The organism is Rhodococcus sp. 06-221-2, from assembly GCF_002258365.1.
Lineage (GTDB): Bacteria > Actinomycetota > Actinomycetes > Mycobacteriales > Mycobacteriaceae > Rhodococcoides > Rhodococcoides fascians.
The window spans coordinates 22,405-44,032 of the sequence record NZ_NOYJ01000030.1; the positions used below are offsets into that span (position 1 = coordinate 22,405).

Sequence of the window (21,628 nt, forward strand, 5' to 3'; positions counted from 1 at the left end):
CCGTACGGATCACTGCCCCAATTCGGCGGACCGTAGCTGGGGTCGGGTGCGCCGTACACCGGACCCGGTGCCGCGTTCTTCTCGAACGAGATGGTGGGCTCCGAACCCGAGCCGTCTCCCGCCGATCCGCCCGGTGTCGATCCGTCCGATGACGATGTACCTGAATCACTCACAACGAACTCCCTCGACGACGCGCTACGGGTAGATCGATCAGTCTCGCAGCTTGAGCCCGCGACTGTCGGGAACATTGCCGACGAGAATCAGCACGGCGTCCACGACATGCCACACGAACAGTCCGAACAACAGAATCAAGCCGAGACCGAACACCACGGTCAGCAGCACGCCGAAGAAGAACAGCAGCAACTGCGCGACGCCGATTCCGGTGCTACCGATGTAGAAACGACCCACGCCGAGCCAGCCGAGGAACAGCTGAAGTAGTCCACCGACGATCTTCGATTTGTCCGACAACGGTTCACCGGTGACCGGATCCCGCCCGTACGGCGCGTCGGGTCCGACACCGAAACCGGGCCCGGCCGAAAAGCCCTGTGCTTGGCCATAGGCCTGCTGGCCATACCCCTGCTGGCCATACCCCTGCTGGCCGTAACCCTGCTGGCCGTACCCTTGCTGGCCGTAGCCCGACTGCTGGCCGTAGCCCGAGTGCTGGCCGTACCCCTGCTGGCCATACCCCTGTTGGCCGTATCCCCCGGTCTGGCCGTACCCCTGTGGTGGACCGTAGGGCGACTGTTGGCCGTATCCCGGCTGACCGTATCCCTGGTACTCGGATCCCGGTGTCGGGTAACCGGCGGACGGCGGAAGGCCACCGATCGAATTGTCGATACTTCCGTCCGGGCTGGGGGCCGGATAGCTAGGAGTACTGGACCAGCCGGGCCCGTTGCCGATACCCGAATAGGTGTCCCAGCCCGGTCCGGTAGAACCGGCGGGACCGTGCGAGGGTGCAGACTCGGATGTCGCGGGCGGCTCGGAGAGCGACGCCTCGGCCGTTGCGTCGTAGTCGAACGGTGTACCGAAAGAGCCGGCCGACTTGTCGGTGCCGCCGCCCGAATCAGCAGGGTCGGGGTGTGCCCTCTTCTCGAAATCAACCACGGGTACTGCCTTCTTCCTCGGCTTTCTTCTCGGACGATGTCTCGCCCGTGCCTTCCTGCGTATCGCCGTCGGCGGACTCGCCACCCGTCTTGTCTTCGCTGTCGCGACCGTCGTCGTCGTTCGACTTCAATGCCGCCGGGTCTTCGCGACCCTTGGTGGCGAGAACGAAATACGCGACCGCGAGCACGAAGATGATCGCCGAGGTGAACGAGTTCACGCGAATGCCGGCGATCTTCGTCGCGAAGTCGTCTCGCATGAGTTCCACCCAGAACCGACCGACGCAGTATCCGGCCACGTAGAGCGCGAACAGTCGACCGTGGCCGATCGTGTACTTCCGGTCGACGAGTACCAGGAGGACGACGATCAGGACGCTCCACAGCAGTTCGTAGAGAAACGTCGGGTGGACGACCTTCTCGACCATTCCGGTGGACACGCCGTTCAGCGGATCGAGCCGGCCGTTCGCATCGAGTCGCTCGTAGATCTCGAGACCCCACGGTTGCGTGGTTTCGCGACCGTAGAGCTCCTGGTTGAAGTAGTTGCCGATGCGGCCGATTGCCTGGGCCAGCAGGATCGGCGGGCCTACCGCGTCACCGAATGCCGGGAGTGGGATGCCGCGTCGACGACACGCGATCCAGGCGCCGACTCCGCCGAGGAACACCGCGCCCCAGATTCCGAGGCCGCCATTCCACACGTAGAGCGCCTCGATCGGCCGACCGCCGGCACCGAAGTACGTCTTCCAGTCGGTGGCCACGTGGTACAGCCGGCCACCGAGAAGCCCGAAAGGTACGGCCCACACGGCGACGTCGAGGACCGTGCCCTTGGTTCCGCCGCGAGCGACCCACCGGCGATCTCCCCACACCACGGCCACCACGATGCCGATGATGATGAACAGGGCGTAGGCACGGAGCGCGAGCGGTCCGACGTGCCACACCCCCTGCGCGGGACTGGGAATGTAGGCCAGGAAGGCGGTCGAAGTCACGACGCTACGTTAGCGGAGCGGACACCCTCGGCGAGTTCGGTCGTCAGGTCACGAACCGCGTCGAGACCGTTGTCGACAGCGGTCACCAAAGCCGAGCCGACGATGACCGCATCGGCATACTTCGCGATCTCGGCAGCCTGTGCGCCCGACCGAACGCCGAGACCGACGCCGATCGGAATGTCGGAATGCTCGCGGATACGCGCCGCCAACGCCGGTGCCATCGAGGACACCGCGTCGCGGGCACCGGTCACGCCCATCGTCGAGGCGGCGTAGACGAAGCCGCTGCTGGCTTCGACGGTGCTGACGAGTCGCTCCTCCGTCGTCGACGGTGCGACGAGGAAGATTCGGTCGAGTCCGTACCGATCCGAGACCTCGATCCATTCCTGAGCCTCGTCGGGGATCAGGTCGGGAGTGATGATTCCGAGTCCACCCGCATCGGCGAGGCTCCGGGCGAAATTCTCGATGCCGTATTTGAGCACCAGATTCCAGTAGGTCATGACGACCGCTTTGCCACCCGCGGCTGCGACCTGCTCGGTGACGGCGAAGACGTCCTTGACCCGGGCTCCGGCTCGCAGCGCCACGTCTGCAGCAGCTTGGATCGTGGGGCCGTCCATCACCGGATCGGAGTACGGGATGCCGACCTCGACGATGTCGCACCCGGCATCGACCATGGTCTTGAAGACCTCGATCGACCGGGGGACGGTCGGAAAGCCGGCGGGCAGGTATCCGACGAGTGCAGCGCGCCCTTCGGCACGGCACTGGGCGAACGTCCCGGAGAGGCGAGAGTCGTTGTTGCTCATGGCTTGATACCTGCTTCGTCGTCCACGTTCGCTTCGCCGTCTCCGTCGATCAGGCCGAACCACTCGGCTGCGGTGTCGACGTCCTTGTCGCCGCGACCGGACAGGTTGACCAGGATGATGGCACCTTCACCCAGTTCCTTGCCGAGGGTGAGTGCGCCGGCGATGGCGTGCGACGATTCGATGGCCGGGATGATGCCCTCGGTGCGGCACAGCAGCTTGAAGGCGTTCATCGCCTCGGTGTCCGTCACGCCGCGGTACTCGGCGCGCCCGATGTCGTGCAGGTACGAATGCTCGGGTCCGACCCCGGGATAGTCCAATCCTGCTGAGATGGAATGGGATTCGACGGTCTGGCCGTCCTCGTTCTGCAGCAGGTACGAGTAGGCACCGTGCAGGGCTCCAGGCGTACCACCGCTGATGGTCGCCGCGTGACGACCGGTCTCGACTCCGTCGCCGGCAGCCTCGAACCCGACGAGACGGACATCGGCGTCGTCGATGAACGCGTGGAAGATTCCGATGGCGTTGGACCCGCCGCCGACGCAGGCCGCGATGGCATCGGGCAGGCGGCCGGTGGACGCGAGGACCTGCTGCCGCGCTTCGAGGCCGATGATGCGCTGGAAATCGCGGACCATCACCGGGAACGGATGCGGCCCCGCGACGGTTCCGAAGCAGTAATAAGTGTTGTCGGCGTGGGTGACCCAGTCTCGCAGTGCCTCGTTGATCGCATCCTTGAGAGTGCGCGAACCGGACTTCACTGCGACGACTTCCGACCCGAGCAAACGCATCCGGGCGACGTTGAGGGCCTGGCGCTCGGTGTCGACCTCACCCATGTAGACGACGCAGTCGAGACCCATCAGGGCACAGGCTGTGGCGGTCGCGACGCCGTGCTGACCGGCACCGGTCTCTGCGATGACACGAGTCTTGCCCATTCGCTTCGCGAGCAGAACTTGCCCGAGCACGTTGTTGATCTTGTGAGAACCGGTGTGATTCAGGTCTTCTCGCTTGAGCAGGATCCGAGCGCCACCGGCGTGCTCGGACAACCGGGTCGCCTCGAACACCGGAGATGGGCGACCGGTGTAATCGCGCTGCAGCCGATCCAGCTCACCGAGGAACTCGTTGTCGCTGCGCACTTTCTCGTACTCGGCGGTGACTTCCTCGATCACACCCATCAACGCCTCGGGCACGAACCTGCCCCCGTACACGCCGAAGTGACCGCCCACATCGGGCTCGTGCGCGCTGCGATCGGTGAGGCCGATGCTGCTCTGCGGCAGATCAGCGCCCTTGAAGCGGACTACCTGAGGGGCGTCCGCGGCGGAAGAAGTTTGGCTGGTGCTCACCGCTCCAGTGTGCCCCAACGGCGGACCGTCGCCGCGTTCGGGTGGGGTGCCGGTTCAGCGTGCGGGTTTCGGGCACGACGGGTGCGTGCCCGCCGTCACCAGGTCCGAGACCGCAGTGCGCGGATCGCCCGCGGTGACCAGACCTTCTCCGACCAACACTGCGTCGGCGCCGGCTCCGGCGTACGCGAGAAGGTCGGCGGTGCCCCGCACTCCCGACTCGGCAACGCGAATGATCTCACTGGGCAGACCGGGCGCGATACGGCCGAAACTGTCGCGATCGATCTCGAGGGTCTTGAGGTTGCGGGCGTTGATACCGATGACGCTGGCACCCGCCTCGAGTGCGCGATCGGCCTCGGCCTCGGTGTGGACCTCGACGAGTGCCGTCATGCCGAGTGACTCCGTGCGATCGAGAAGAGACGTGAGTGCGTCCTGCTCCAGGGCCGCGACGATCAGCAGGATGACGTCCGCGCCGTGGGCTCGGGCCTCGTGGATCTGGTACGGACCGACGATGAAATCCTTGCGCAGCACAGGGATCGAGACTGCGGCTCGCACCGCGTCGAGATCGGCGAGCGATCCCCGGAATCGACGCTCTTCGGTCAACACGCTGATGACGCGGGCGCCACCCTGCTCGTAGGCACGCGCGAGCACCGCAGGATCACCGATGTCGGCCAACGCGCCCTTGGACGGGCTCGCACGCTTGACCTCGGCAATGACGCCGATGCCGTCCTCGCGGAGGGCAGCCGCCGCGTCGAGAGGTGCCGGGGCCAGCTTCGCTGCTGCCTTCACCGCAGCGAAATCGATCACCGATTCGCGCGCGGCGACGTCGGCTCGTACACCGTCGAGAATCGAGTCGAGAACAGTCATGGTGCCCCAGTCCTTTCTGAGCGTCGACATTCGATGTGAGGAATCTCATCGAGGTCGGAACCTAGCGTAGAGGGCCGAATCAATCCGACGAACGCCGGGTACCGGACTCGTCGGTAGGGTCTTCACCGGCATCGAGCGCGTCCCACATCATGCGCTCGGTCAGGTCTTCACCCTCGTCCTGTGCACCCACGGCGGACGTGGTTCCAGCGGCCCGGCGAGCCACTTCGTCGCGCCGCACAGCCGGAGCTGCGTACTTGGACGAGAGTACCTGTGGGCCAAAAGATTTCCGAATCGACAGGGCAGCCGCCGCGAACGCACACAGGGCCCCTGCGAGCGTGATCAGCGCGGGCAGTGTCGATGCCGTCGTCATCGTCACCTCGGCACGAGCCGGGAGCTCGGCGAGCGCAGCCGCCTCCGAGTCCGAAGCCCCCGCGGCGAGTAGCCGAACGGCCGGAATCGCCGCAGCGATCGCAACCACCGCGATGAGCAATGCCAGAACCCGAGATGCCCACCCGCGCACCGCGAACGAGGCCGCCACAGCAGCGACAAGCACCAAGGCGAGAGGAGTCGTCGCGGCGGCCCAGGTACTGCCGACGAGATCGTCGGTCCGGCTCTCGCCGAGACCGTCGGAGGACGTCACGCTCACCCACGTCATTCTGGACGCACCCCACAGGCATGCGGCCGCAACCACGAGCAGCACGACAGGTAGAACGGCCGATCCGCGGCCGCCGGAGCGTTCGGTCATCGGCCACCGACCTCACGCAGCGTTTCGGCTGCTGCGACGGCACTCAGCACGGCCATGGCCTTGTTCCTCGCTTCGTCGTCCTCGTACTCCGCTACCGAGTCGGCCACGACTCCGGCACCGGCCTGCACGTACGCCGTGCCGTCCTTGATGAGCGCGGTGCGAATCGAGATTGCGGTATCGGCGTCCCCGGCGAAGTCGAGATAGCCGACGATGCCGCCGTAGATGCCACGCCGCGTCGGCTCGAGCTCGTCGATCAGTTCCATCGCCCGCACCTTGGGTGCACCCGACAGCGTGCCCGCGGGGAAGCACGCCTTGACTGCGTCCAGAGCCCGCTTTCCCTCGGCGAGACGTCCCGTCACCGTCGACACCAGGTGCATGACGTGGCTGTAGCGCTCGATATGGCGGTAGTCGCCCACGCGCACCGTCCCGGGAGCACACACTCGGCCGAGATCGTTGCGACCGAGATCGACGAGCATCAGATGCTCCGCGTTCTCCTTCTCGTCGGCCAGCAGATCCTTCTCGAGCAGCACGTCGTCCTCCTCGGAGGCACCGCGCCAGCGCGTACCGGCGATCGGGTGCGTGGTCGCGAGACCGTCCTTCACCGTCACGAGAGCTTCGGGGCTGGATCCGACGATCGAGAACGCCGTCTCGTCGTTCTCCCCCGGCACGTGCATCAGATACATGTACGGGCTGGGATTCGAGGCCCGCAGCATGCGATAGACGTCGAGAGGAGACGCCTCGGTGTCCATCTCGAAGCGCTGCGAGAGCACCACCTGAAACGCTTCACCGGCCTCGATCTCCTCGACCAGCCGCTCGACATCGGCACCGAATCCCTCCGATGTCCGCTGCCTGCGGAAACGGGGCGCGGACTTGGAGAAGACCGACACCGTCGACGCAGCAGGCTCGGACAGATCCGCGCACATCCGGTCCAGGCGACTCACCGCGTCGTCGTAGGCCCGGTCGACGTGCTCGTCGGTGCCGTTCCAGTTGACCGCGTTCGCGATCAGGGTGATCGATCCTTCGTGATGGTCCACGGCCGCCAGATCGGTGGCCAGCAACATGACCATCTCGGGGATGCCGAGGTCGTCCTGCGCATGTTCGGGCAGCTTCTCGATGCGCCGCACCGAGTCGTATCCGAGATATCCGACCATTCCGCCGGTCAACGGCGGCAGGCCCGGCACGCGCTCGGAATGGAGTAGCTCCAAGGTTCGAGCCAACACGTCGAGGGGGTCACCGCCGCTCGGGACACCTGCGGGCACGTTGCCGCGCCACGCCGCCTCGCCGTCGACCACCGTCAGCGCCGCAGGCGCACCCGCACCGATGAACGACCATCTCGACCACGACCGCCCGTTCTCCGCGGATTCGAGCAAGAACGTTCCGGGTCGGTCGGCGGCAAGCTTGCGGTACGCCGACAACGGAGTTTCGGAGTCGGCGAGCACCTTTCGCGTCACCGGCACCACTCGATGCTCGGCGGCGAGCTGGCGGAACACCTCCCGGGACGTGGTCGAGTCCGCGGCATCGGTGGGTTGGGCGTCGATGGGTGCGGCGTCCATGGATGCGGTCTCGGTGGGGCTCGTGTGGGGAGTCGTCTCGCCGTGCATGACCCCATCCTCCCAGGTTCGGCGGCGACACCCTCGCGCGCGGTAACCTGCCGACCATGAAACCAGGCGAGCTCGTTCCCGATTTTTCCCTGCCGGACCAGACCGGAAAGCTGCGAACGCTGACCGAATTGCTTACCGACGGTCCGATAGTGCTGTTCTTCTACCCGGCTGCATTCACCCCCGGATGCACCGCCGAAGCCTGCCATTTCCGCGATCTCGCAGGCGAATTCGCCGAGGTGGGTGCCACCCGGGTCGGCATCAGCGCCGACGCGGTCGCCAAGCAGGCCGAGTTCGCCGCCGCCAAATCGTTCGACTATCCGTTGCTCTCCGACGAGGACGGTGCCGTCGCGACCGCATTCGGGGTCAAGCGCGGCCTGCTCGCCAAGCTCTCCCCGGTCAAGCGCGCGACGTTCGTCATCGGTACCGACCGCAAGGTCCTCGAGAGTTTCTCCAGTGAGCTGCGATTCGAGGCCCACGCGGACAAGGCGCTGGAATACCTGCGCGCGCACCGCAGCTAGGCCGATTGTTCGACGCGATGCCTCGGGCCCGGGGATGCTCGAGGCATCATGTGCAGAACACAACTGTCTCGATCGAGAGGTACCCGCGATGGACACGTCGGCGACACCGAATGATGCGGTGGATCCCCGCTGGCTCACCGAGAGCCAGCAAGAGGCGTGGCGCGCGCTCGTCGCCCTGGTCACCCGACTGCCCGCAGCATTGGACGCCCAGCTGCAACGCGATTCGCAGTTGACCCACTTCGATTACTTCGTCCTCGCGGTCGTCAGCGAGAACCCACAGCGACGAATTCAACTGCGCGATCTCGCGGAGTACGCCAACGCGTCGCTTTCACGTCTGTCGCACGTGGTCACCAAGCTCGAGAAGGCGGGATGGGTTCGCCGCGAAAGTATCCCGGGGAGCCGCGGTTCCTATGCGGTGCTGACCGACGCCGGCATGGAGAAGGTCGTGGCATCGGCGCCAGGACACGTCGAAACAGTGCAGGCTCTGATATTCGACGGACTGTCCGACGCGGAGGTGGGTCGACTGTCGACTCTGAGCACGACGCTACTCACTCAGCTGGACAAGGGAATTGCCGCAGGAACCGGTCACGCCTGAGCCGCGGGCCCCAACAGCACGTCGGAGTCGAAGCAGGTGTGGGTGCCGGTGTGGCATGCCGCGCCGATCTGGTCGACGACCAACAGCACTGTGTCCCCGTCACAATCGAGCCGGACCTCGTGCACGTACTGCGTGTGCCCCGAGGTCTCGCCTTTGACCCAGTACTGCTGCCTGGACCTGGAGTAGTAGGTGCCCTTGCGCGTCGCGAGCGTGCGCGACAACGCTTCGTCGTCCATCCAGGCAACCATCAGTACCTGGCCGGTCGAGCGCTCCTGCACCACAGCACTGAACAGTCCGGCTTCGTTTCGCTTGAGCCGGGCGGACAGCGTCGGGTCGAGAGTCATCGAAAACCTCTTCGCTAGCGGACGACGATGCGCTCGGCGCGCATCGATTCTTTGACCTGGCCGATGGTGAGGTCCCCGAAGTGGAACACGCTTGCGGCGAGGACGGCGTCGGCTCCGGCGTGGACGGCGGGCGCGAAATGTTCGACGCGCCCTGCTCCTCCGCTGGCGATGACGGGAACGTGCACGGCGGACCGGACCGCCGCGATCATCGGCAGGTCGAATCCGGCCTTCGTGCCGTCGGCATCCATCGAATTGAGAAGGATCTCACCGACTCCCAGTTCGGCACCGCGTACTGCCCATTCGACGGCGTCGATACCGGTTCCACGCTTGCCGCCGTGGGTGGTGACTTCCCAGCCCGACGGGGTGTCCTGCTGTCCCTGCGGGACGGTGCGTGCATCCACCGACAGGACGATGCACTGGGACCCGAATCGCTCACTGAGCTCGCGCAGCAACTCCGGCCGAGCGATGGCTGCGGTGTTGACGCTGACCTTGTCGGCACCGGCCCGCAGCAGTAGGTCGACGTCGGCGACAGTGCGTACTCCCCCACCGACGGTCAGGGGAATGAACACCTGCTCGGCGGTGCGGCTGACGACGTCGAGCATGGTTCCTCGATCGGATGTGGACGCCGTGACGTCGAGGAACGTCAGTTCGTCGGCTCCCTGTGCGTCGTACGCTGCCGCGAGCTCGACGGGATCACCTGCGTCGCGGAGGTTTTCGAAGTTGACGCCCTTGACGACACGTCCGGCATCGACGTCGAGGCACGGGATCACTCTGACCGCAACGCTCATCGCACCGGTCCTTCCAAATAGTCGCCGGGTGCACCGAGTTCGGTGATCACCTTCAGCAGTTCGCCGTGTACTCCGGGGCCGGCCGCGAGCACCGACTTCGAATCGATGGTCCACGGTCGGCCTGCGAGATCGGTGACGATTCCGCCCGCAGCACGAACCAGCAGGGCCCCGGCAGCGTTGTCCCAGGCGCGGTATCCGAAGACCACCGCGCCGCCCAGTACGCCGCTGGCGGTGTACGCCAGATCGACTCCGGTGGCACCGTGCATGCGCAGCCGCGAGGAGTGCATCGACAACTCTTCGAGAATGCGAAACCGGAAGCGGCCGGGGATGGATCCACGGCTGGCAACGTTGAACGCACCGAACCCGATCATCGACTCGCGCAACGACTTCGGTTGCAGTGCGGGTAGCGGGGCCCCGTTCAGAAGCAACGGGCCGTCCGCCACGGCAGAGAATCGCTGATTCACCAGTGGTAGCCACGTGAGCCCGAGGACCGGCACCCCGTCATCGAGCAACGCCAACAACGTTCCGGCAGAGGGCAATCCGGACGAGTAGTTGAATGTGCCGTCGATCGGGTCGAGTACCCATACGAGACCGGAGTTCAGATCGGGACCGCCGAACTCTTCACCGTGAACGGCGATTCCGGTGGCGTCGTACAGTTCCGCGCCCAGACGACGCTCGAGTTCGAGATCCACCGCGGTGGCGAAGTCGTCGGGGCCCTTCTGCACGGCACTCGGTGCGCCGACGCCCGCGAGGAACCGATCATGGATGCCGTCGAGCAACCCACCGGCGATCTCGAGCAGACGACTCGGTTCCTCGGGAAGGGTCATTCGTCGTTACCGAGACACTGCCGAGAGGGCATCGGGCAGTGTGAAACGCCCGGCGTACAAGGCTTTTCCGACGATGGATCCCTCCACGCCACGGTCGACCAGTCCGGCGATCGCTTCGAGGTCGGCGATCGTCGACACGCCGCCGGACGCGATGACCGGCTTGTCGGTCCTGTCGCACACGTCGGCGAGAAGTTCGAGGTTCGGGCCGGTCAGGGTGCCGTCCTTGGTGACGTCGGTGACGACGTACCGCGAGCAGCCGTCGCGTTCGAGCCGCTCGAGTACCTCCCACAGGCCACCGCCGTCGCTGACCCAACCGCGGCCACGCAGACGAGGCGCGCCGTCCACCATCAGCACGTCGAGGCCGACCGCGACACGATCGCCGAATTCGCCGATCGCGCGAGCGCACCACTCGGGGTCTTCCAGAGCCGCCGTACCCAGGTTGACGCGTGCGCATCCGGTTGCGAGGGCGGCGCGCAGGGAATCGTCGTCGCGAATTCCGCCCGAGAGCTCGACCTTCACATCGAGCTCACCGACCACCGAGGCCAACAGTTCACGGTTGGACCCGCGCCCGAACGCGGCATCGAGATCCACCAGATGGACCCACTCGGCACCGTCGTTCTGCCACGCCAGGGCGGCATCACGGGGCGAACCGTACTTCGTTTCGCTACCGGCTTCCCCTTGAACGAGACGGACAGCTTCGCCGCCTGCGACATCGACAGCAGGCAATAAGACCAGGCTCACGTGCGGTTATGCTACGGGCCGACTCGCGTCGAATTCAAAACGGGTCAGCACTGCCCGGATCCGCAGGCCGCCGGGACGGACCGTCAGCTGTCGGGACCGAGTTCCTTGCGCGTCATGCGCGTGGACACGACCCCCATGGCCGTGATCGCCCCGACAACTCCGGCCAACGCGATGAGCAGAGCAACGCCGGCGGTGGGCTGCCACACAGCAATCGACACGGTCGCGAGGGCAAGTACCGCAACTGCCGCCCCGAGCGCTCGAAACGCCAACCGGCCGAGCGAGAACTCGCGTTCGCTCACACCGATCGAACCCAGTTCTCGAGCAACGCGGCACCGGCGTCGCCGGACTTCTCCGGGTGGAACTGTGTGGCCGAGAGCGCGCCGTTCTCCACGGCAGCGAGGAAGCGGCCACCGTGATCGGCCCACGTGAGCAACGGCGCGGCGATGGTCTCGCTCGGTTCGAGCTCCCACTGCTGCGCGGCGTAGGAATGGACGAAATAGAACCGTGTCTCGCGGTCGATGCCGTCGAACAACACGCTGTTCTCCGGAGCCTCGACGGTGTTCCAACCCATGTGCGGGAGCACGTCCGCCTGCAGGCGTTCGACAGTGCCCGGCCATTCGCCGCACCCGTCCGCCTCGACGCCGAACTCGACACCGCGATCGAAGAGGATCTGCATGCCGACGCAGATTCCCAGTACCGGGCGGCCACCCGCGAGACGACGCCCGATGATGCGCTCACCTCGAACGGCCGTCAGACCCTCCATACAGGCGGCGAATGCACCGACCCCGGGAACCACCAGCGCTTCTGCATTCAGGGCTTCGTCGAAGTCGGAGGTCACCGTCACGTCGGCACCGACGCGGGCCAACGCCCTTTTCGCCGAGTGCAGATTGCCCGAGCCGTAGTCGAGCAACACCACAGAAGTCATGGAACGAGTCTATCGGGGACGTGGACGCGCGATCAGTGCCACCGCCGCGACAACGGCAACGGTGGTTGCACCTGCAGTGAACCCGGCGGTGTAGCCCACACTCGTCGCGACCACACCGAGGGCGAGCGCCCCTGCGCCGGTACCGGCATCGAAGCTGATGTTCCACACGGCGCTGGCGCTGCTGTAGCGAGCGGGCCCCGCCGCATCGAAGGCCATCACCAGACTGTCGTTCTGGCATGCGCCGTAACCGATTCCGAACAACACCGCGGCAACGAAGAACAGTGCGGCAGGCATGGCACCCGCGGCGGCAACGGCGAACAGGCCGACGCCCAGGGCCGCGGAGATGAGCGCAGGCACCACCGACCGGCCGATTCCGATGCGATCGGCAACCGAGCCGGCGGCATATCGACCGACCAACATCGCGGCACTGACCACGGCGAGGGCCACACCGATCATCGCGGCTCGCTCGGATTCGGCGATCGGCAGCAGACTGGTGATGCCGCCGTACGACGCCGACACCGACGCAACGACGAGGCACGGCACCAGGAATCGCCTGGCGTCGAGGCGGACCCGGTCGACCCGAGCCGGTTGCGGTGCAGGCCGGGTCGGCGGCAACAGAGCCACCCCGATCAAGCCCGCAGCGGGAACCAGAGCCCCCAGGACGAACACCGCCGTCGGACTGGCCGCGAAGATCACCAGGCCCAGCGGCAACGTCACCATCTGCGACAACGCGACCGCGATTCCCTGTGCTCCCGTCGCGCGGCCGAGCAAGTGGGTCGGTGCCAACTCGGCGACGATGGCGGCCCCGGCGACCGTCAACATTCCGAAACCCGTACCCCGTAGCGCCGACACGGCGAGTGCCGGTACGGCCTGCACCGACACGATGAACAGCAACGCGGGAACACCCAGAAGCAGGCAACCGGCCGCGAGCACGGGCCGATGGCCGACGCGAACCAGCATCGAGGGAACGAACAGTTGGGTGATGACCGTGGTGGCCATGAAGATCGCGGTGCTGGCTGCCGCCACCGCGTCGGACGAACCCGATTGCGACACCGCCAGCGGAACCACCGGGAGCAGCAGGCCCCAGCCGCCGAACGCGGCCGCACCCATGGCCATCGCGGCCGGGAGGCCACGAATCGAACTCAGACCACTCAACGCACGAGCACCGCTCGACCGATCACAGACTGCCCTTGGTGGAGAGAATTCCGGTGACCCGAGGGTCGTATTCGGTGGCCTGACGCAGCGCCCGAGCGACGGCCTTGAACTCCGCCTCGGTGATGTGGTGCTGGTCGCGGCCGTAGATGACGCGGACATGCAACGCGATCCGAGCGTTGGACGCCAAGGTCTCGAACACATGCTTGTTGATCACGGTGGAGTACGGAACACCCGGGTAGCCGCCGATCACCGAGTGCACCATGTAGTCCGGCTCGCCGGTGTGCACGCAGTAGGGACGGCCGGACACGTCGACCGCCGCATGCACGAGTGTCTCGTCCATCGGAATGAACGAGTCGCCGAAGCGGGTGATGCCGGACTTGTCGCCGAGGGCTTGTCCCAGCGCTTGCCCGAGCACGATCGCAGTGTCCTCGACCGTGTGATGCGCCTCGATCTCGATGTCGCCCTTGGCCCGCACGGTGAGATCGAAGCGGGCATGGGTGCCGAGGGCAGTGAGCATGTGGTCGTAGAACGGCACGCCGGTGGAGATGTCGACGATGCCGGTGCCGTCGAGGTTCAGCTCGACGGAGATGTCGGATTCCTTGGTGGTGCGCTCGATCTTGGCGATGCGGGGAGCGGGTGTGGTCACTGCAGTGCCTCTGCTCTTTCGGTCGATGCGAGTTCCGAGCTGACGGTAAGGAATCGGTCGTTCTCGTGAGCGAGTCCGATGGTGACACGCAGATACCCGGGAATTCCGACGTCCCGGATGAGCACGCCGTCGTCCAGGTACCGCTGCCAGGTGGCGGCCGCATCGGAGAACCGGCCGAAGAGCAGGAAGTTGGCGTCGGACGGCACCACGTCGTACCCCTGTGCGACGAGCGTTTCGGCAACGCGATCGCGTTCGGCCGACAATGCGGCCACGCTCGCCAGGGTGTCGTCGGCGTGCCGCAACGCGGCCCGAGCGGCAGCTTGCGTGACCACCGAGAGGTGATAGGGCAAGCGCACCAACAGCATTGCGTCGATCACGGCCGGGGCCGCAACGAGGTATCCCAGCCGTCCGCCGGCGAACGCGAACGCCTTGCTCATGGTCCGACTGACGACGATCTTGCTGGGGTAGCTCTCGATCAATCCGATTGCGCTTGCCGCCGAGGAGAATTCGGCGTACGCCTCGTCGACCACGACGATTCCCGGTGCGGCGTCGAGGATTCGACGTAGGTCTGCCTCGTCGATGCTGTGCCCGGTCGGATTGTTGGGGCTGGTCACGAACACGACGTCCGGCTTACGCTCCTCGATCGCCTGCACTGCGTAGTCGACGTCGAGAGAGAAATCCGCCCGACGCTGCGCCGGAATCCACTCGGTCTGAGTCCCCGACGAAATGATCGGGTGCATCGAGTACGACGGCACGAAACCCAGCGCGGTACGGTCCGGCCCACCGAAGGCCTGCAGGAGTTGCTGCAGAATCTCGTTGGAGCCGTTGGCCGCCCACACGTTGGCAGTGTCGACCGCAAAGCCGGTCTGCCCGGTGAGATACCGCGCCAGGTCAGCTCGCAAGTCGTCCGCGTCGCGATCCGGATACCGGTGCAACTGCGCCGCGGCGATACGCACCGATTCGGCGACGTCGTCGATCAGTGCCTGCGTCGGCGGGTGTGGATTCTCGTTGGTGTTCAACTGAACCGGCACGGTGAGCTGCGGCGCGCCGTACGGCGACTTGCCGATCAGCGCCTCGCGCAACGGCAGGTCGTCGAGCGAAATCGCTTGCCCCAGAGCATCACTCATGATTCACCACCGGTACGCAACCCCTCGAAACGCAGCCGAACGGCCTCACCGTGAGCCGGGAGATCTTCTGCGTTGGCCAGCGCGATGACGTGCGCAGCAACGTCTTTCAGCGCGGCCTCACTGTAGTCCACCACGTGGATCCCCCGCAGGAACGTTTGCACACTCAGGCCGGACGAATGCCGAGCGCACCCGGCCGTCGGCAGTACGTGATTCGACCCGGCGCAGTAATCACCCAAGCTGACCGGTGACCACGCCCCCACGAATACAGCGCCGGCGCTGCGCACGCGAGCGGCGACGTCGGACGCGTCCTTCGTCTGAATCTCCAGGTGTTCGGCCGCATAGGCGTTGACCACGGCCAGGCCCTGTGTGACGTCGTCGACCAGAACGATTCCGGACTGGCTACCGCTCAGCGCCGTGGTGACGCGTTCCGCGTGCCGGGTGGACGCCATCTGCGCATTGACAGCCTCGTCGACGGCATCGGCGAGTTCGAGGCTGTCGGTCACCAGCACACTGGCGGCCATCACGTCGTGCTCGGCTTGACTGATCAGGTCTGCTGCCACGTGGATCGGGTCTGCGGTGGCGTCGGCGAGAATCGCGATCTCGGTAGGGCCTGCCTCGGAGTCGATTCCGATAAGCGAACGACACAGTCGCTTGGCCGCCGTGACGTAGATGTTGCCCGGGCCGGTAATCAGATCGACCGGTGCCAGTTCTTCGCCGTCGGTGTCGACACCGCCGTACGTGAGCAGAGCGATGCCCTGACCGCCGCCGACGGCCCAGACCTCGTCGACTCCGAGGAGCTGCGCGGCCGCCAGGATCGTCGGGTGGGGTAATCCACCGAAGTTCTTCTGCGGCGGCGACGCCACCACCAGCGAACCGACGCCAGCGATCTGCGCAGGCACCACGTTCATCACGACCGACGACGGGTACACAGCGTTGCCACCGGGCACGTAGAGACCCACGCGATCGACCGGAATCCAGCGCTCGGTCACCGTGCCGCCGGGCACCACCTGGGTGGTGTGGTCGGTGCGGCGTTGATCCGAGTGCACCAGTCGGGTTCGCTCGATCGCGACCTCGAGGGCGGCCCGGACGGCCGGGTCCAGCTCGTCGAGAGCTCGAACCAATTCCTGCTGCGGAACCCGAACGCGGTCCGGTCGGACTCCGTCGAACTTCTCGCTGAACTCGAGGGCCGCGTCGGCCCCACGTTCCTTGACGGCGTCGACGACGGGCCGAACCTGGTGCAGCACCGAATCGACATCCACTCCGCCTCGGGGAAGAGCGCCGCGTAGTTCGGCAGTGGATGGAGTTCGTCCGCGTAGATCGACGCGGGCGAGCTCGATGCGGGCAGGCATAGTGGGCCCCTTCGTGGAGTCGGTTCGGTGCCGGGGTTCGGTCGAATCAGTGTTGTCCGAACCACCAGGATAGTTCCACCGAATTCGGCTCAGCCCCGCACGTCCCACAGATGGTGGATGGGATCGTGAATGTAGTAGGCCGCCAGAGTTTCGACGGTGAAGTGGGAACCGTCGCTGCGTCGCCCTCTGCGATCACGGTCTTCCGGCGGCACAGCCGAGAAGGCGTCGGCCAACGCATGTGCCGCTTCCCCGAGTTCCGACGCCACCGTCGCCGGATTCTGCGCGTTGTAGTTCTCGGCCACGGCCGTGGCGTCCTGGTCCCAGTTGTCGAACTCGGGATCGTCCTCGGTCAGCACCAGCGCCAACCGAGTGCGGAATATGCGGTGTGCATCCCGAACATGTGCGCTGTATTCGAGCGCCGACCATGTCGAATCGTCGGGACGCACTGCCGCGTCCTCGCGACGGAGCACTGCGATCCACCGATCCACGTCAGCGCGGATCAACGCGGGTACGGCGTCGTATTCGACGGAGCTCGAGTCGAACCCGCAGTCGGGGCAGGCACTGTCGAGGACCCACGTCCAGTTCTTGGTATCGGGTTCGATCGGCATGCGGGTCACTGTAGAGCAGGGCCCGTACCGCCACGGGCTGTCCGAGAGGTCAGGCGTAACGAGCAGCCAGATTGTGCAGTGTGCTCGTGATGCCCTGCGCATTCTTCTGCGGCATCTTGAACAACTCGAGCATTTTCGGAACCTTGGCGGTGCCGTAGACGAAGCTCTCGGTGACAGTGGTCAGGCCCGGCTGCTTCTCCTCGAATTCCCAGCGCCAGCTGTGGCCCATCGGGTGCTGCCACTCGATGATCTTGTGTCGATCCGCATCCACGAATTCGGTCACGGTGCTGGTGATCTTGTACGGCACGCCGTACTGCTTCATGCCGACGGAGAATTTCGCGCCGCTGCTCAGCCTCTCGGGTCCACGGACGGTGTCCTTGACTGTGCCGGATCCGTCCAGCTCGCCGTGCCGGGTGGGATCGGCCACGATGTCGAACAGTTCGGCTGCCGGTGCCCGAACCTCGGTCTGTCTCGTGACCTGCTGGGGACCGCTGTCGATGGTTCTGATGTCTGCCATCTGCAGCGTCTACCCCGCAATGACCGTATCGACACCCGGCCACCGCGCAGAATGCGAATTGACGGGCGTAGTTCAATGAACACATGTCCTGGTCAGTGTGGCTCGCCTTCCTCGGCGCGAGCATCGTCATCAGTCTGTCTCCCGGAGCCGGAGCCATCGCGTCGATGTCCACAGGTCTGCGCTACGGCCTGCGCCGCGGCTACTGGAACATCTTCGGGCTGCAGATCGGCCTGCTGGTCCAGATCGGCATCGTCGCAGTCGGACTCGGTGCTGTCCTGGCCAATTCGGCCCTGGCCTTCACCGCGATCAAGTGGTTCGGTGTCGCCTATCTGGTCTACCTCGGCATTCGCCAGTGGCGGTCGGCTCCGTCCGAAGTAGCGGACGCCCCCGCGGTGGCGGATCGAGGCACGACGATGCTCGCGCGAGGATTTCTCGTCAACGCGAGCAACCCGAAAGCCGTCGTGTTCATGGTCGCTGTGCTGCCCCAGTTTCTCGACCCAGCGCGGCCGCTGACCACCCAGTATCTCGCCATCGCGGCGACCATGGTCGTCGTCGACATGCTGGTGATGACCGGTTACACCTCTCTGGCATCGCGAGTCCTCCGCATGATGCGGTCCCACCGTCAGCAGAAGACCATGAACCGCACGTTCGCCGGCCTGTTCTTTGCCGCCGCAACATTTCTGGCCACGGTACGAAGGGTGACCCCATGAGGAAATACCGCGTGATCATGAAGAATGCGCTCGGCGGAGATCCGATTCCGTTGGGGCTGTTCGACACTCTGCTCGAAGCCAACACCTGGATTCAGGACGTGGGTAAGCGGGACGAGCACGAACTCGGCACGTACACAGTCGAAGTGGAGGTCGACGAGTGAGTACACGGTGTCCGTGTTCGAGCGGCGACACGTTCGATGCGTGTTGCGAGCCGTACCTGACGGGCCCCGTCGATGCACCGACGGCGGAGAAGCTGATGCGCTCGCGCTTCACCGCGTTTGCCGTCGGCGACGTCGCCTACCTGCGGACGTCCTGGCATCCCGACACCGCTCCGGCTGAGCTGGAGTTGGACCCCGACCAACGGTGGTATCGGCTCGACGTCCTCGCTGCCGACGCAGGCGGACTTTTCGACGAGACCGGCACCGTGCAGTTCGAGGCACGGTACAAGCATCCCGACGGTGCCGGCACGATGTCGGAGATCAGCCGTTTCGTCCGGGTCGACGGCCGGTGGCGCTACCTCGACGGAGTCGTCGCTCCCTAGAGGTTGCGTAGTTTCGTGGGCCGATTGCCCGCGGTGCGACGCGCTTCCTGCTTCTCCTTGATGCGCTCGGCATCCTTGCGAACCTGGATCTGAGTCCGACGCTCGCGTACCAGCCACTGCGGTGGGCTGGCGATCAGTTCCTCGATCTCCACACTGGTCAACGCTTCGGTGACTCCGCCGCGTGCCAATCCGGCGATGGACACGTCGAGCTTCTTCGCGATCACGTCGCGGGGGAAGGGTCCGTCGGTCTGCAAGTCGGTCAGCCACTGCGGCGGATCGCTGCGCAGGGCGTCCAGGTCGGATCTGCTGATCATCGAGTTCTGGAACTCTTCCGGCGCTGCGGGTAGATAGATGCCGAGCTTGTTCGCCGCGGTCAATGGCTTCATGGTCTGCTGTTTGTTCTCCGGGCTCACCGGACCAGCTTATCCGGCAATCGGCGGTCCCGACGCCACCGTCCCGCGCTTCGTGCACCGTCCCATAGGCTCGACTCCGTGAACATCGATGTGCAGACACTGCGCTGGTATGCGGCAGTGGCGCAACAACTGCATTTCGCCCGCGCTGCTCAGTCGCTCGGAATCTCCCGAATCCGCCTCAGCAAGACCGTGGTGGAACTCGAAGAGTTGCTCGGCGTCGACCTGTTCGTGCCGGGTGCCTCCCCCACCGAACTCACCGCCGACGGACGCGATCTGCTCGAACGCGCGTTGGTCGAGATCGCCGAGGACGATCGGCGTTCGGAGGTTGCACAGGTTGCTGCCGGCGAGCCGCGCAGTTTCACCATCGGATACGCCGAGGGCGTAACACTGACCAAGTGGACGCGAATCTGGGCCGATCGGTTTCCCGATGTCGCCTTGTCCGTCGTGGCCACGACTCCGGACACGCAGGTGTCTCATCTGCGTGATGGAACGGTCGACGTCGGCTTCGTCAGGCCGCCGATCGATCGTGAAGGTCTGAACGCCATCGGGCTGTACCAGGAAGTCCAGGTCGTGGTGGTGCCCAAAGACCATGCGGTCGCAGCATTCGACTCGGTCACAGCTCTCGACCTCGCCGACGAACACTTGCTCGCCGATCCGACCACGGTGCCCGAATGGGCTGCTGTTGCAACAGAACTGAGCACCGGCGATCGTCCCGCACTGCCACCGATGACCAGCACAGCGGAGACTTTCGAGTACGTGGCCGCTGGGCTGGGCGTGGCGATCGTCCCGCACTCGGTTGCGCGATTCAACGCTCGCAAAGATCTCGTGTACCGCCCGGTCACCGACGTCGAGCACACACAGATCGCACTGGCCTGGGTGGCGGAGCGGGAAGACGACCGCATCGAAGAATTCATCGGCATCGTGCGGGGCCGGTCCACGCGAAGTTCACGCGGATCGTCCGACGACGCGCCCGTCAAGAAGAAGAAGGCGCAGCCCTCCAAACCGGCTCGACCGGTCGTCAAGACCAAAACGAACGCACGCCGCAGCGGGAAGAGACGCTAGCCGGGCTTCGCCCTCGAGCGCGTTGTGCGCCCCCGGAGGTACGCACAACACTCACGAGGGGCGCAGCCGCAGCCGATCGATGTCACGTCGATCACGCTTGGTCGGACGGCCCGTTCCGCGGTCGCGTCGGGGAACCGACGCCAGAACCTCTTTCGGTGGCGGCGGCGGACTGCGATCGATCATGCACTCGGCTACCACCGACGCGCCGACGCGTTTGGTGATGGCACGTACGACGACGACGATCTTCTCCACGCCCTCCACGCGCAGCCGGATCTCGTCGTCCGGCCCGACCCGTTGGCCGGGCTTTGCGGGGGTGCCGTTGACGCGGACATGCCCACCGCGACAGGCTGCGGCAGCGGCAGACCGCGTCTTGAACAGTCGCACCGCCCAGATCCAGCTGTCCAGACGGGCACTCTGCAATTCCATCTTCGAACGTCTTTCTCGAATCGTGAGGCTCGGCTACATGTCCAGGCCGAGGTCGAGCACTGTCACCGAGTGTGTCAGACCGCCCACCGCCAGGAAGTCGACCCCCGTACGCGCGTAATCCCGAGCCACGTCGACGGTCAGTCCACCCGAGGATTCCAACTTGGTGTCCGGCGCGAACTTGTCGCGGCGCTGCACCGCCATCTGCGTCTGCCACAGCGCGAAGTTGTCCAGCAGAACGAGTTCGACGTTCTCGGCGAGCACCTCGTCGAGTTGTTCGAGACTGTCGACCTCTACCTCGCAGGCGATGTTCGGCGCAGCGGCCCGCACGGCTCGCAGGGCAGCGACGACGGAGCCGGCCGCCGCGACGTGGTTGTCCTTGATCAGCGCGGCGTCACCGAGACCCATCCGATGGTTGACCCCGCCGCCCGCCCGTACCGCGTACTTCTGTAGCGATCGCAGTCCGGGCAACGTCTTTCGACTGTCTCGAATGCGACACTCGGTCTCTGCGACCTCGGCGACCCAGCCGGCCGTGGCGGTTGCGATACCCGACAGGTGACAGACGATATTGAGCATGGTGCGCTCGGCGGTGAGCAATCCACGGGTGGGAGCTTCGACCGTCAGAACAGCCTGTCCGGGTTCGACATTCGATCCGTCGGCGGTCCTGTGGCGGATCGAGTACGCGCCCGAACCGATCACCTCGTCGAGAACCAGCAGTCCGACATCGAGGCCCGCGAGGGTGCCGAACTGTCGAGACACCACCGACGCCGTGGCCACGGCGTCCTCGGGAACCGTTGCCATGGTGGTGATATCCGGCCCGTACCGGAGATCCTCGTCGAGCGCGGTGCGGATGAGTGCGAGAACCTCGTCGCGGTCGACTCCCGGGTTCACTTCGTCGGCAGTACCGGTCAT

Annotated in this window: 28 protein-coding genes; 6 read left to right on the plus strand and 22 right to left on the minus strand. The window is 65.7% G+C overall.

The annotated features are described in order from the left end of the window. Positions 1 to 210: 210 nt before the first annotated feature. The 7 genes from CH281_RS16265 to CH281_RS16295 all read right to left on the minus strand — a co-directional run bounded on the left by CH281_RS16265 (position 211) and on the right by CH281_RS16295 (position 7,379). Complete coding sequence (locus CH281_RS16265) at positions 211 to 1,104, minus strand: TM2 domain-containing protein (RefSeq protein ID WP_052060548.1); 894 nt, start codon at positions 1,102 to 1,104, stop codon at positions 211 to 213. After that, the gene (gene lgt / locus CH281_RS16270) at positions 1,097 to 2,083 is read right to left on the minus strand and encodes a prolipoprotein diacylglyceryl transferase (RefSeq protein WP_032368071.1); all 987 of its coding nucleotides are present in this window, start codon (positions 2,081 to 2,083) and stop codon (positions 1,097 to 1,099) included. Before lgt ends, CH281_RS16265 begins: the two co-directional genes overlap by 8 nt. Next, positions 2,080 to 2,883, minus strand: a complete 804-nt coding sequence (gene trpA, locus CH281_RS16275) for a tryptophan synthase subunit alpha (RefSeq protein WP_027497278.1) — start codon at positions 2,881 to 2,883, stop codon at positions 2,080 to 2,082. Before trpA ends, lgt begins: the two co-directional genes overlap by 4 nt. After that, positions 2,880 to 4,151, minus strand: a complete 1,272-nt coding sequence (gene trpB, locus CH281_RS16280) for a tryptophan synthase subunit beta (protein ID WP_045841352.1) — start codon at positions 4,149 to 4,151, stop codon at positions 2,880 to 2,882. Before trpB ends, trpA begins: the two co-directional genes overlap by 4 nt. A 120-nt stretch (positions 4,152 to 4,271) precedes the next feature. Then, positions 4,272 to 5,081: an indole-3-glycerol phosphate synthase TrpC gene (gene trpC, locus CH281_RS16285; RefSeq protein WP_027497280.1), complete on the minus strand. Its 810-nt coding sequence runs from the start codon at positions 5,079 to 5,081 to the stop codon at positions 4,272 to 4,274. A 79-nt stretch (positions 5,082 to 5,160) separates the two neighbouring features. Next, positions 5,161 to 5,826 carry a TIGR02234 family membrane protein gene (locus tag CH281_RS16290; RefSeq protein WP_027497281.1) on the minus strand — a complete coding sequence of 222 codons (666 nt, stop codon included), beginning with the start codon at positions 5,824 to 5,826 and terminating at the stop codon, positions 5,161 to 5,163. Then, positions 5,823 to 7,379: an anthranilate synthase component I gene (locus tag CH281_RS16295; RefSeq protein ID WP_228139413.1), complete on the minus strand. Its 1,557-nt coding sequence runs from the start codon at positions 7,377 to 7,379 to the stop codon at positions 5,823 to 5,825. Before CH281_RS16295 ends, CH281_RS16290 begins: the two co-directional genes overlap by 4 nt. Positions 7,380 to 7,483: 104 nt before the next feature. Between CH281_RS16295 and CH281_RS16300 the strand changes: the two genes are divergently transcribed. Further along, complete coding sequence (locus CH281_RS16300) at positions 7,484 to 7,945, plus strand: peroxiredoxin (RefSeq protein ID WP_027497283.1); 462 nt, start codon at positions 7,484 to 7,486, stop codon at positions 7,943 to 7,945. An 88-nt stretch (positions 7,946 to 8,033) separates the two neighbouring features. Next, positions 8,034 to 8,540 carry a MarR family winged helix-turn-helix transcriptional regulator gene (locus tag CH281_RS16305; protein WP_045841353.1) on the plus strand — a complete coding sequence of 169 codons (507 nt, stop codon included), beginning with the start codon at positions 8,034 to 8,036 and terminating at the stop codon, positions 8,538 to 8,540. Here the strand turns inward: CH281_RS16305 and hisI are convergent. The 12 genes from hisI to CH281_RS16365 all read right to left on the minus strand — a co-directional run bounded on the left by hisI (position 8,531) and on the right by CH281_RS16365 (position 17,567). Continuing rightward, a complete protein-coding gene (gene hisI / locus CH281_RS16310) occupies positions 8,531 to 8,884 on the minus strand; it encodes a phosphoribosyl-AMP cyclohydrolase (RefSeq protein WP_027497285.1) in 354 nt (117 codons plus the stop codon). The genes CH281_RS16305 and hisI overlap by 10 nt on opposite strands. A gap of 14 nt (positions 8,885 to 8,898) precedes the next feature. Then, the gene (hisF, locus tag CH281_RS16315; RefSeq protein WP_027497286.1) at positions 8,899 to 9,672 is read right to left on the minus strand and encodes an imidazole glycerol phosphate synthase subunit HisF; all 774 of its coding nucleotides are present in this window, start codon (positions 9,670 to 9,672) and stop codon (positions 8,899 to 8,901) included. After that, positions 9,669 to 10,499, minus strand: a complete 831-nt coding sequence (locus tag CH281_RS16320; protein ID WP_032370328.1) for an inositol monophosphatase family protein — start codon at positions 10,497 to 10,499, stop codon at positions 9,669 to 9,671. The genes hisF and CH281_RS16320 overlap by 4 nt, the downstream gene beginning before the upstream one ends. Before the next feature lie 6 nt (positions 10,500 to 10,505). After that, positions 10,506 to 11,240 (minus strand): bifunctional 1-(5-phosphoribosyl)-5-((5-phosphoribosylamino)methylideneamino)imidazole-4-carboxamide isomerase/phosphoribosylanthranilate isomerase PriA, encoded by a 735-nt coding sequence (gene priA / locus CH281_RS16325; protein ID WP_032370327.1) that lies wholly within the window; start codon positions 11,238 to 11,240, stop codon positions 10,506 to 10,508. A gap of 83 nt (positions 11,241 to 11,323) precedes the next feature. Further along, a complete protein-coding gene (locus CH281_RS16330) occupies positions 11,324 to 11,539 on the minus strand; it encodes a hypothetical protein (protein WP_027497289.1) in 216 nt (71 codons plus the stop codon). After that, positions 11,536 to 12,165 carry an imidazole glycerol phosphate synthase subunit HisH gene (gene hisH / locus CH281_RS16335; protein ID WP_032386916.1) on the minus strand — a complete coding sequence of 210 codons (630 nt, stop codon included), beginning with the start codon at positions 12,163 to 12,165 and terminating at the stop codon, positions 11,536 to 11,538. The genes CH281_RS16330 and hisH overlap by 4 nt, the downstream gene beginning before the upstream one ends. Before the next feature lie 9 nt (positions 12,166 to 12,174). Then, positions 12,175 to 13,281, minus strand: a complete 1,107-nt coding sequence (locus tag CH281_RS16340) for an MFS transporter (protein ID WP_032386917.1) — start codon at positions 13,279 to 13,281, stop codon at positions 12,175 to 12,177. Positions 13,282 to 13,342: 61 nt separating this feature from the next. Continuing rightward, positions 13,343 to 13,966 carry an imidazoleglycerol-phosphate dehydratase HisB gene (gene hisB / locus CH281_RS16345; protein WP_027497292.1) on the minus strand — a complete coding sequence of 208 codons (624 nt, stop codon included), beginning with the start codon at positions 13,964 to 13,966 and terminating at the stop codon, positions 13,343 to 13,345. Further along, complete coding sequence (locus CH281_RS16350; protein ID WP_027497293.1) at positions 13,963 to 15,093, minus strand: histidinol-phosphate transaminase; 1,131 nt, start codon at positions 15,091 to 15,093, stop codon at positions 13,963 to 13,965. Before CH281_RS16350 ends, hisB begins: the two co-directional genes overlap by 4 nt. Next, on the minus strand, positions 15,090 to 16,442 hold the full coding sequence (gene hisD, locus CH281_RS16355) for a histidinol dehydrogenase (protein ID WP_027497294.1): 1,353 nt from the start codon (positions 16,440 to 16,442) through the stop codon (positions 15,090 to 15,092). Before hisD ends, CH281_RS16350 begins: the two co-directional genes overlap by 4 nt. Positions 16,443 to 16,531: 89 nt before the next feature. Beyond that, a complete protein-coding gene (locus CH281_RS16360) occupies positions 16,532 to 17,050 on the minus strand; it encodes a DinB family protein (protein ID WP_027497295.1) in 519 nt (172 codons plus the stop codon). A gap of 49 nt (positions 17,051 to 17,099) precedes the next feature. Continuing rightward, positions 17,100 to 17,567 carry an SRPBCC family protein gene (locus tag CH281_RS16365; protein ID WP_027497296.1) on the minus strand — a complete coding sequence of 156 codons (468 nt, stop codon included), beginning with the start codon at positions 17,565 to 17,567 and terminating at the stop codon, positions 17,100 to 17,102. Positions 17,568 to 17,650: 83 nt separating this feature from the next. On the opposite strand from CH281_RS16365, the gene rhtB reads away from it, so the two are divergent. From rhtB to CH281_RS16375, 3 genes are read left to right on the plus strand one after another with little or no spacing between them, the layout of a single operon-like run. Beyond that, positions 17,651 to 18,277: a homoserine/homoserine lactone efflux protein gene (gene rhtB, locus CH281_RS16370; protein WP_094694844.1), complete on the plus strand. Its 627-nt coding sequence runs from the start codon at positions 17,651 to 17,653 to the stop codon at positions 18,275 to 18,277. Then, positions 18,274 to 18,438, plus strand: a complete 165-nt coding sequence (locus CH281_RS26930; RefSeq protein WP_169879459.1) for a hypothetical protein — start codon at positions 18,274 to 18,276, stop codon at positions 18,436 to 18,438. The genes rhtB and CH281_RS26930 overlap by 4 nt, the downstream gene beginning before the upstream one ends. Beyond that, positions 18,435 to 18,818 (plus strand): YchJ family protein, encoded by a 384-nt coding sequence (locus tag CH281_RS16375; protein ID WP_032370323.1) that lies wholly within the window; start codon positions 18,435 to 18,437, stop codon positions 18,816 to 18,818. Before CH281_RS26930 ends, CH281_RS16375 begins: the two co-directional genes overlap by 4 nt. On the opposite strand, the gene CH281_RS16380 is transcribed toward CH281_RS16375, so the two are convergent. Beyond that, on the minus strand, positions 18,815 to 19,231 hold the full coding sequence (locus CH281_RS16380) for a DUF5997 family protein (protein WP_027497299.1): 417 nt from the start codon (positions 19,229 to 19,231) through the stop codon (positions 18,815 to 18,817). The two genes, CH281_RS16375 and CH281_RS16380, sit on opposite strands and share 4 nt — an antisense overlap. A gap of 78 nt (positions 19,232 to 19,309) precedes the next feature. On the opposite strand from CH281_RS16380, the gene CH281_RS16385 reads away from it, so the two are divergent. Beyond that, positions 19,310 to 20,293, plus strand: a complete 984-nt coding sequence (locus CH281_RS16385; RefSeq protein ID WP_094694846.1) for a LysR family transcriptional regulator — start codon at positions 19,310 to 19,312, stop codon at positions 20,291 to 20,293. Positions 20,294 to 20,344: 51 nt separating this feature from the next. On the opposite strand, the gene CH281_RS16390 is transcribed toward CH281_RS16385, so the two are convergent. Together CH281_RS16390 and nadC are read right to left on the minus strand one after the other, a co-directional pair. Further along, positions 20,345 to 20,719, minus strand: coding sequence for an RNA-binding S4 domain-containing protein (locus tag CH281_RS16390; protein WP_032368080.1), 375 nt, complete (start codon positions 20,717 to 20,719; stop codon positions 20,345 to 20,347). Between the two features lie 33 nt (positions 20,720 to 20,752). Beyond that, positions 20,753 to 21,628, minus strand: coding sequence for a carboxylating nicotinate-nucleotide diphosphorylase (gene nadC / locus CH281_RS16395; protein WP_032368081.1), 876 nt, complete (start codon positions 21,626 to 21,628; stop codon positions 20,753 to 20,755).